Annotated in this window: 9 protein-coding genes; 8 read left to right on the top strand and 1 reads right to left on the bottom strand. The window is 55.2% G+C overall.

Going from position 1 to position 8,631, the window contains the following annotated elements; translation table 11 throughout:
- Window positions 1-40 precede the first annotated feature (40 nt).
- Window positions 41-1,522 (bottom strand): hypothetical protein, encoded by a 1,482-nt coding sequence (locus HGO41_RS20925; RefSeq protein WP_250981363.1) that lies wholly within the window; start codon window positions 1,520-1,522, stop codon window positions 41-43.
- A gap of 269 nt (window positions 1,523-1,791) precedes the next feature.
- Here HGO41_RS20925 and HGO41_RS20920 point away from each other — a divergent pair, with 269 nt between their 5' ends.
- The 8 genes from HGO41_RS20920 (at window position 1,792) to HGO41_RS20885 (ending at window position 8,628) form a co-directional block, all read left to right on the top strand.
- Window positions 1,792-2,433, top strand: a complete 642-nt coding sequence (locus tag HGO41_RS20920; RefSeq protein WP_250981362.1) for a phage baseplate assembly protein V — start codon at window positions 1,792-1,794, stop codon at window positions 2,431-2,433.
- Window positions 2,430-2,780 (top strand): GPW/gp25 family protein, encoded by a 351-nt coding sequence (locus HGO41_RS20915; protein ID WP_250981361.1) that lies wholly within the window; start codon window positions 2,430-2,432, stop codon window positions 2,778-2,780. The genes HGO41_RS20920 and HGO41_RS20915 overlap by 4 nt, the downstream gene beginning before the upstream one ends.
- Before the next feature lie 3 nt (window positions 2,781-2,783).
- Window positions 2,784-3,692: a baseplate assembly protein gene (locus HGO41_RS20910; RefSeq protein WP_250981360.1), complete on the top strand. Its 909-nt coding sequence runs from the start codon at window positions 2,784-2,786 to the stop codon at window positions 3,690-3,692.
- A complete protein-coding gene (locus tag HGO41_RS20905) occupies window positions 3,685-4,212 on the top strand; it encodes a phage tail protein I (RefSeq protein ID WP_217156722.1) in 528 nt (175 codons plus the stop codon). The genes HGO41_RS20910 and HGO41_RS20905 overlap by 8 nt, the downstream gene beginning before the upstream one ends.
- Before the next feature lie 9 nt (window positions 4,213-4,221).
- On the top strand, window positions 4,222-6,534 hold the full coding sequence (locus HGO41_RS20900; RefSeq protein ID WP_250981359.1) for a phage tail-collar fiber domain-containing protein: 2,313 nt from the start codon (window positions 4,222-4,224) through the stop codon (window positions 6,532-6,534).
- Window position 6,535: 1 nt separating this feature from the next.
- On the top strand, window positions 6,536-7,054 hold the full coding sequence (locus HGO41_RS20895) for a tail fiber assembly protein (protein ID WP_250981358.1): 519 nt from the start codon (window positions 6,536-6,538) through the stop codon (window positions 7,052-7,054).
- A gap of 105 nt (window positions 7,055-7,159) precedes the next feature.
- Complete coding sequence (locus HGO41_RS20890; protein ID WP_250981357.1) at window positions 7,160-7,300, top strand: hypothetical protein; 141 nt, start codon at window positions 7,160-7,162, stop codon at window positions 7,298-7,300.
- A gap of 158 nt (window positions 7,301-7,458) precedes the next feature.
- Window positions 7,459-8,628, top strand: coding sequence for a phage tail sheath protein (locus HGO41_RS20885; RefSeq protein ID WP_250981356.1), 1,170 nt, complete (start codon window positions 7,459-7,461; stop codon window positions 8,626-8,628).
- Window positions 8,629-8,631 lie beyond the last annotated feature (3 nt).

The following is an 8,631-nucleotide window of genomic DNA, read 5'->3' as shown; positions in this document are numbered from 1 at the left end:
TGGAGAAAGGGTAATTCTGATAGTGAAGGATCCGACATTACTAAGTGAGCGTTGTATCTAATCCTGGGGGCAGGTCAATTGGGCTATATCCATCGGATGTAAACTCTATCTCTCTTGGGTCTTCATCATTAGAATTGGAGATGATAAATTCAACATTAAGCCTCATATCTTCATCATCATTAACTATCAAGGTAGCACTATCATTAATTTTAAGCTTAGATAGAGCAGAGTCGAAAAGAATCCCTATATAGGAACTATTAATCATTGAATTACCATGCTCCCCTCCAGACTCAACGAAAAAATCAAATAGGAATGGGTTAGGCGTTGAAACGCCTAATAGGCAATAGTTCTTTGCAGCATTAGAGATGATTTTATTATCACTCATCAATGCATAGGACAATATGCATGCTTCAAAAACAGAGCTAGCAACCTTTCTTCCAGTCCCGTCTAAGAATGGATGTTGAGGTAACATACTTTCAACAGCATTATTATACAAAGCAATTAAATCACCACTTAGCATACTCATGCTATCTATCGGTGGAAGGTTAAATAATCTACATGCAAGTCGATCAAGTTGCTCATCAATTGAATAAAGAGATTCTTTTGTTGAGTCAAACTTTTCAGGCAACTGTTGAGTCAGCTTGCCCTGCTCTCGCGACAAAACAGCTTTGCATATGCTCAACAACATTTCACCACTTAAAATATCTTTCATTTCTTCTAAAATTTTAGATGGATTTTTGATGGTGCCAATAACTTTTGATACTGCTTCCAAAACCGGTGCATACCCGAAGAATCTAGTGGATTCAGCGCCCGATATCTCCTTCAGTTCGTCAACTACACCACGGATTGAATTTTTATATACTCGTGAGTGTACGCTAAGAGAAGAAGATAAATGTTTGTATTCTTGTCTTTGACTTTCAGATAATCCCAGAAGGTTTTTTTCGATGAAATCAGTAGCTTCAGACTCATTAAAAAAATCAATATCGAAAACAGGGCAATTTATATTATAATTCTCACTTAAAATTAGCCAAGCCTCCTCAATAATACCCACTCGACCAAATATAATTATTGGGTTTTTATTTCTCTTGGATACTTTACTGACGTCGAGCAAAAAGTCTTCAAATGAATCTTGGGTTACTCTTAGCCTAGCCTCATCTAAAGAGTCAATTATTAAACCAACCGTCCCGGAATTCCATGCGGATAAAATATCTTTGTTTGCCAATCCACCAATGACATAATTACCTGCAATACTTGAAGCCTTCGATAAATCCAAATATATACTACCAGTTTTATTGCTTAGTTCTCTCGCCAGCACTGATTTACCAACAGCCCCTGGGGCGCTTATAAGTATTATTCTTGCGCCATTAACATCCCCTGTCAGGCTTTCATTCAGCGAAAGTCTGGCTGGAACGTAGTCCGTAGTTAAATCTTGAGAGAAAAACCAACCATCACCATCTTCATTATCACTTATTACATGAACGCCACTTAAAAGGTCCGATATGTCGTCGATTTTGTATTCCATATTATTTCTTACTCCTAAAATAAGTTGATCTGGATATGTTTAGTTCAATCTGAGGTCTAAAGTGGCTGACCTATACTCCAACGATCTATCATATGTTAGTCCTATAATCTAACGATAATGAAAAATGAGAGCGTCCGCTTTTCGCTTAAACCAGACTGCCAGATCAAGTCTGAGCTAATACTACTCAGCAAGTGATCCCCACGTTGTGCCACCCTCCATCAATCCGTCCCAAATTGTATGCCGCCTGACAGGGCGGCATTCTTTTATCCATGAATACATCCATCCCAAACAACGACATTCCGCGCCTGCTGCGCAATCTGATCCGCATTGGCACCATTGCCGAGGTGGATTTAGACGCGGCAACTTGTCGCGTGAACACCGGCGGCAACGTCACCGACTGGCTGCACTGGCTGACTTCCCGCGCGGGGCGCTCCCGTTCCTGGTGGGCACCGTCCATCGGCGAGCAGGTTTTGCTGTTCTGCCTGGGCGGTGAGCTGGATACCGCCTTTGTGATGTCCGCTGTTTTTTCTGATGAATTTCCTGCCCCGTCTGCCTCGGCGGATGCTGTACACGTCACTTTCCCCGACGGCGCGGTGATCGAGTACGAACCCAAAACCGGCGCGCTGCTGGCAACCGGTATCAAGTCTGCCACGGTGAATGCTGCCGATAAGGTTGCAGTCACTGCCCCGCTGATTACCTGCACGGCGAAAACGCGCATCACGCTCGACACGCCGGAGGTGGTCTGCACCAACAAACTCACCACCGGCACTATCGAGATTAAGCAAGGCGGCAAGATGACTGGCAACCTCACCCACACAGGCGGCAGCATCACGTCAAACGGCGTGGTGGTTCATACCCATAAACACGGCGGCGTCCAGACGGGCAGCGGCCAGACGCAGGTGCCTTCATGACGAATGCCAAATACATCGGTCTGGCTCGCGACTCGGGGCGCAGCGTCGAAGACCTGGCACACATTCAGCAGTCGGTCAGCGACATTCTGCGCACGCCCGTCGGTTCCCGCGTCATGCGCCGTGACTATGGTTCACTGCTATCGATGCTGACTGACCGCCCGCAGAATGCGGCGCTGCGGCTGCAAATCATGGCGGCCTGTTACAGCGCGATCCTCAAGTGGGAGCCACGCGTCAGCCTGACCGGCATCACCTTTGAAACGACGTTCGACGGGAAAATGGTGGTGGAACTCACCGGCACCCGCAAAGACACGTCCGCCGCCATTTCCTTAACCTTACCCGTGAGCTGAATTATGGCAACTATCGACCTGAGCCAGTTACCCGCCCCCGACGTGGTGGAGGTGCTGGATTACGAAATCCTCCTGGCGGAGCGCAAAGCCACGCTGGTATCGCTTTACCCCGAAGACCAGCAGGCCGCCATCGCCCGCACGCTGACCCTGGAGTCTGAGCCCATTGTGAAGCTGCTGGAGGAGAACGCCTACCGCGAAGTGATCCTGCGTCAGCGGGTTAACGAGGCGGCGCAGGCGGTGATGCTGGCCTATGCCACCGGCACAGACCTGGACAACATCGCCGCCACGTTCAGCGTGGAGCGCCTGACCATCACGCCTGCGGATACGGTCAGCGTGCCTGCTGTCGCAGCAGTGATGGAAAGCGATGCGGATTTGCGTATCCGGGCGCAGCAGGCGTTTGAAGGCCTGAGCGTGGCCGGTCCGGTCGGTTCCTATGAGTATCACGGGCGCTCGGCTGACGGGCGGGTGGCGGATATTTCAGTGGTCAGCCCGTCGCCCGCCTGCGTGACGATTTCCGTGCTGGCACAGACCGGCAACGGCACCGCTCCCGCTGACCTGCTGGCCGTGGTGCAGGCCGCGCTCAATGACGAGAACGTGCGCCCGGTGGCTGACCGCGTGACCGTCCAGTCGGCTACGGTGGTGAATTACACCATCGACGCCGTGCTGTATCTGTTTCCGGGTCCGGAAGCCGAACCCATCCGCGAAGCTGCCGAAGCCAGGCTTATCGCTTACACCACCGCGCAGCACCGGTTAGGCCGCGACATCCGGCTGTCGGCGATTTATGCCGCGCTGCACGTTGAGGGCGTGCAACGGGTGGAGCTGAAAAGCCCCGCCGCTGACATCGAGCTGGATAAAACGCAGGCGTCATTCTGCACCGCGTACACCCTGAAAGTGGGCGGCTACGATGAGTGATCGCCTGCTGCCCGTCGGTTCCTCGGCTCTTGAGGTTGCCGCCGCCGAGGCCTGCGCCGCGCTTGAAAACGTGCCGGTGCCGCTGCGGCAGCTTTGGGATCCGCTGACCTGTCCGGCGAAGTTTTTGCCTTACCTGGCGTGGGCGCTGTCGGTTGACCGCTGGGATGAAAACTGGCCGGTTGCCACTAAGCGCCGCGTCATTCAATCCGCCTGGTTCATTCACTGCCATAAGGGAACTATCGGTGCCATCCGGCGCGTGGTGGAGCCGCTCGGCTACCTGATTAACGTGACCGAGTGGTGGGAAACCAATGACGAACCGGGCACGTTTCGCCTGGATATCGGCGTGCTGGAAACCGGCATCACCGAAGACATGTATTTGGAGATGGAGCGGCTGATTGCCGACGCCAAACCGGCCAGCCGCCATCTGATTGGCCTGACCATCACCCAGGATATTAAAGGCGACGTTTACACCGGTGCGGCGCACTACCTGGGCGAACTGCTGACCGTTTACCCCGCATAAGAGGACGTTATGAGCACATTTAAATCCGTTGTCACCACGCTCGGCCAGTCGCGCATTGCGGCGGCCATTGCGGCGGGGACTGACATCAACATCACGCAGCTTGCCGTCGGTGACGGCAACGGCAAGCCGACCACGCCGGTTGCCACGCAGACCAAACTGGTTAAAGAGGTGTACCGCACGCCGCTCAACTCTTTAAAGCTCGACCCGACTCATGGCAACTGGGTCATTGCCGAGGCGGTACTCTCTGCGAGCGTCGGCGGTTTCTGGATGCGTGAAATGGGGCTGTTTGCCGACGACGGTACGCTGATTGCCGTCTGCAACATGGCGGACACCTACAAACCGACCCTGGCGGAAGGTTCAGGGCGCACGCAAACTTTACGTATGGTGATTGCGGTCAGCAACACCGAGGCCATCAGCCTGCTGATCGACGACTCGGTGATTATGGCAACGGAACAGTATGTGAATGACCTGCTGGCCGCACATGAAAAATCCCGCAACCACCCCGACAGCACGCTGACGGCAAAAGGGTTTGTCCAGCTCAGCAGCGCGGTCAGCAGTACCAGCGAAGCGCTGGCCGCCACGCCCAAAGCGGTGAAGGCCGCCAACGACAATGCCAATAGCCGCGTGCCGTCCACCCGCAAGGTGAACAGTAAAGCGCTGAGCGCTGACATTACCCTGACGGCGGCAGACGTGGGTGCGCTGCCTGTCGCGTCCGCCGTGCTCGGCACCGTGAATATCAATACGTTTAATCTGGCAAAAATCGGGGTTTACGTGCAGAGCACCGGCGCGAATGCCACGGTCGCCAATGGCTATCCGGCCGGTTCACAGGCGGCGGGCGTGCTGGAGGTTATCCCCGCGTCCTGGACGGGCGGCGTGCTGCAGCGTTACACCGTGCAAAACACCGGCATGGTGTGGACGCGTGCGCTGAATGCGTCCTGGAATGGCGCGGACGGCCCCTGGCGTGACTGGGTGCAGGTCAGCGCGGTGAATTCCGTCACGGTGCCGTCGGCCATCCTGACAACCACGGATATTAATACCCTGGGCTTTGCCAGCGGAACCGGAAGTGCCGCCCTGTACGCGCAGCCTAAAAATGCCAACGCCACGACGGCGTTGCACTATCCGCAAGGCATCGCAGGCACGCTGTACGTCACGCCAAGCGCCTACGGCTGTCAGCAGATGTACGTCACGTTCACCGGCAATATCTGGAATCGCGGATTGTCCGCTGACTGGAACGGCGTGGATGGTCCCTGGAAAGAGTGGGTTCCGACGTACAGCGCGAATAACAAACCCACCGCTGCCGACGTGGGCGCGTGGACGGCCGCGCAAAGCGCCGCCAGTGAAAAGGCGCTGTCTGATGAAATTGCGACGGCGTTTAAAATCCGCGCCAATTTAACCGCGACAGACTCCCCCAACGCGCTGCATGGCACGGCCATGTTCGGGCATTACGGTGTGCCCGGTGCCGCTGCCGCGACCACAGACAAAGGCTACCCGATGAACGGTTTCGTCGGCGTGATTTTCGTGACCTGGGGACCGAATGCGACACAGCAAATCGCCTTTAACAATAACGGACGACAGTTTACCCGGGGCGCGTCGGGGGCGTGGAACGGTGCCGATGGTCCGTGGACGGCCTGGAATGAAATTTACTGCCAGGCGAACAAACCGACACCGGCAGACGTCGGCGCGTTACCGGCCGGTGGGACAGCCGTCGCGGCGACCAAACTCGCCACTGCCCGCAAGATTGCCGGTGTGGCGTTTGATGGCACTGCGGATATCAATCTCAACAACGCGAATGTCGGGCTGGGGAATGTCGGGAACTTTGCCGCCGTGCAGCAAGGCGGCGGTGCCGGTATGCAGTCCAATAAAGTCTATATCGGCTGGACGGGGTCAAAGGTAAAAATTCAGGTAGACGCGTCGGATATGGGGGAGGTTTACACCACCAATTTCCCGCCGCCGCAGCGCGATTCCTATTCGAAAACGGAGACCAATGACAGGTTTTTGATGCGTGATGGGGCAACGTATGCTGGATTTGCGGCTGGCGATGTGACAAATCCCTATATGCGTCATCTGAGCAGCAATGCGGTCGTTTCTTTGGCAACCCGCGACTGGTCGGACTCACGTTTTATTTATGACGTCCAGCGCGGTAGTCAGGCGCTGGAGAATGCGGGCTGGACAACACAAACAGGCTGGGAAGCCCCGACCGGTTGCTTTATGACGGGCTTAAGTGTCAGGCCGGATTTGGGGGACGCCCGCACGCTGGGGAAATATTACCGCGCGTTAATGGTGCGAACGGCCAGCGGAAGCTGGCGACAGGTGGGTAACTAATATGATTACGTTTAAAAATATCAATATGACCCGACAGGTTTTAGAAGAAGGTCTGCCGCTGCCGGTGCTCTATTTTGAAGATGAGAACGGCACGGACTGGTACGAACTACGCGATCGGGAATGGCAGGGAGAAAACTGTTTTATCGCCGTCAGCGCTGACGGTTTTGTTTCCACCTGGGCGGAAAATCCCAACTTTTTAACGCTGTCCGAAGGCGTCAGCATTTACGAAATGGATACCGCCGCGTTGCCGGAGGATATCAGTACGCTGGCGTACCGCTATCAGGACGGCCAGTTTATTCCGTTCGTGCAGCCCGCGGCTGAAGTGGCAGAGCAGCGCAAAAGCGCACTGCTCAGTCAGGCCGCCGTCGCCATTGCGCCTTTGCAGGATGCCGTTGATATCGATGACGTGACTGATGCGGAACGGGAACGCCTGAAAGCCTGGAAGACATTCCGCGTGGCGCTGAATCGCCTGGATTTATCCGCTGCGCCGGATATCGACTGGCCTGCTGTACCTGAATAAATTGATCGCTGAAAACGATCAATGACGGAGAATTGATCAGTAGTAACTATTTGAACATGTCCCGCCGATGCCCAAGGATATCCCCAGACTATTCAGGAGGATGAAATGGAATTAAATAAAGAGGAAGCGGAGATTATTGCGGGATTTTTGGCTGCCAACTGGTCAGCCTTTTCACAGGTGGCCGAGGAAGTGATGGGCATCTGCGCCCTTCACCGGCTGGCTGAAAAGTTGGGGCTGGAAAACTAGCGCCCCACTTTTCAAATCCATTGACGACTGCCCCCTAGAGGGGCTTTTTTGTATCTGACCTTTACCACGTTGTGCCATTCCCCACACTCCGCGCCCGCCGTGCCTACGCGTACACAACACGCGATGATTGACCTCACCCCAATCACAGGAAAAACACCATGGCTGATTATCATCACGGTGTGCGCGTTGTTGAAATCAATGACGGCACCCGCGTTATCTCCACCGTTTCCACCGCCATCATCGGGATGGTCTGTACTGCAGAGGATGCGGACGCGGCGACCTTCCCGCTGGATACGCCGGTGCTCATTACTAACGTACTCACCGCCGCCGGTAAGGCCGGTAAAACCGGCACGCTGCGCGCCTCCCTGATGGCGATTGCCAACCAGGCTAAGCCGGTTGTGGTCGTGGTACGCGTCGCCCAAGGCGAAACCGAAGCGGAAACCACCTCCAACATCATCGGCGGCACAGACGACACCGGCATGTATACCGGCATGAAAGCCCTGTTGTCTGCCCAGACTGAACTCGGCGTAAAGCCGCGCATTCTCGGCGTGCCGGGACTGGATAATCAGGAGGTCGCCACGGCACTCGCCGCCGTCTGTCAGCAGCTCCGCGCCTTTGGCTACGTCAGTGCATACGGCTGTAAAACCGTGTCCGATGCCATTAAGTACCGCGACAATTTCAGCCAGCGTGAGCTGATGGTGATCTGGCCGGATTTCGTGGCCTGGAACACCACCACCAACGCCAGCGACATCGCGCCCGCCACCGCTTACGCCCTCGGCCTGCGTGCCAAAATCGACGCAGAAACCGGCTGGCATAAAACGCTTTCCAACGTCGGGATCAACGGCGTCACCGGCCTGTCCGCCAGCGTGTACTGGGATTTGCAGACCCCCGGCACCGATGCCGACCTGCTGAACCAGGCGTGCGTCACCACCCTTATCCGCAAAGACGGCTTTAAGTTCTGGGGGCAGCGCACCTGCTCTGACGATCCGCTGTTCCTGTTTGAGAACTACACCCGCACCGCGCAGGTGCTGGCGGACACGATGGCGGAAGCGCACCTGTGGGCGATGGACCGGCCAATGACCCCGACGCTTATCAAGGACATGATTGCGGGCATTAACGCCAAACTGCGCGAAATGAAAACCGCCGGTCTGATCATTGACGGCACCTGCTGGTATGACGCGGAAGCGAACACCGTTGAGACCCTTAAGGCGGGCAAGCTGTTCATTGATTACGACTATACGCCGGTGCCGCCGCTGGAAGATTTAACCCTGCGTCAGCGCATCACCGACCAATACCTGGCGACGTTCGCCACGGCCATCAACAGCTAAGAG

Origin of the sequence: Rahnella sp. CG8 (assembly GCF_023701875.1) — a bacterium.
Classification (GTDB): Bacteria; Pseudomonadota; Gammaproteobacteria; order Enterobacterales; family Enterobacteriaceae; genus Rahnella; species Rahnella aceris.
This window is presented reverse-complemented; position numbering and strand designations above follow the sequence as displayed.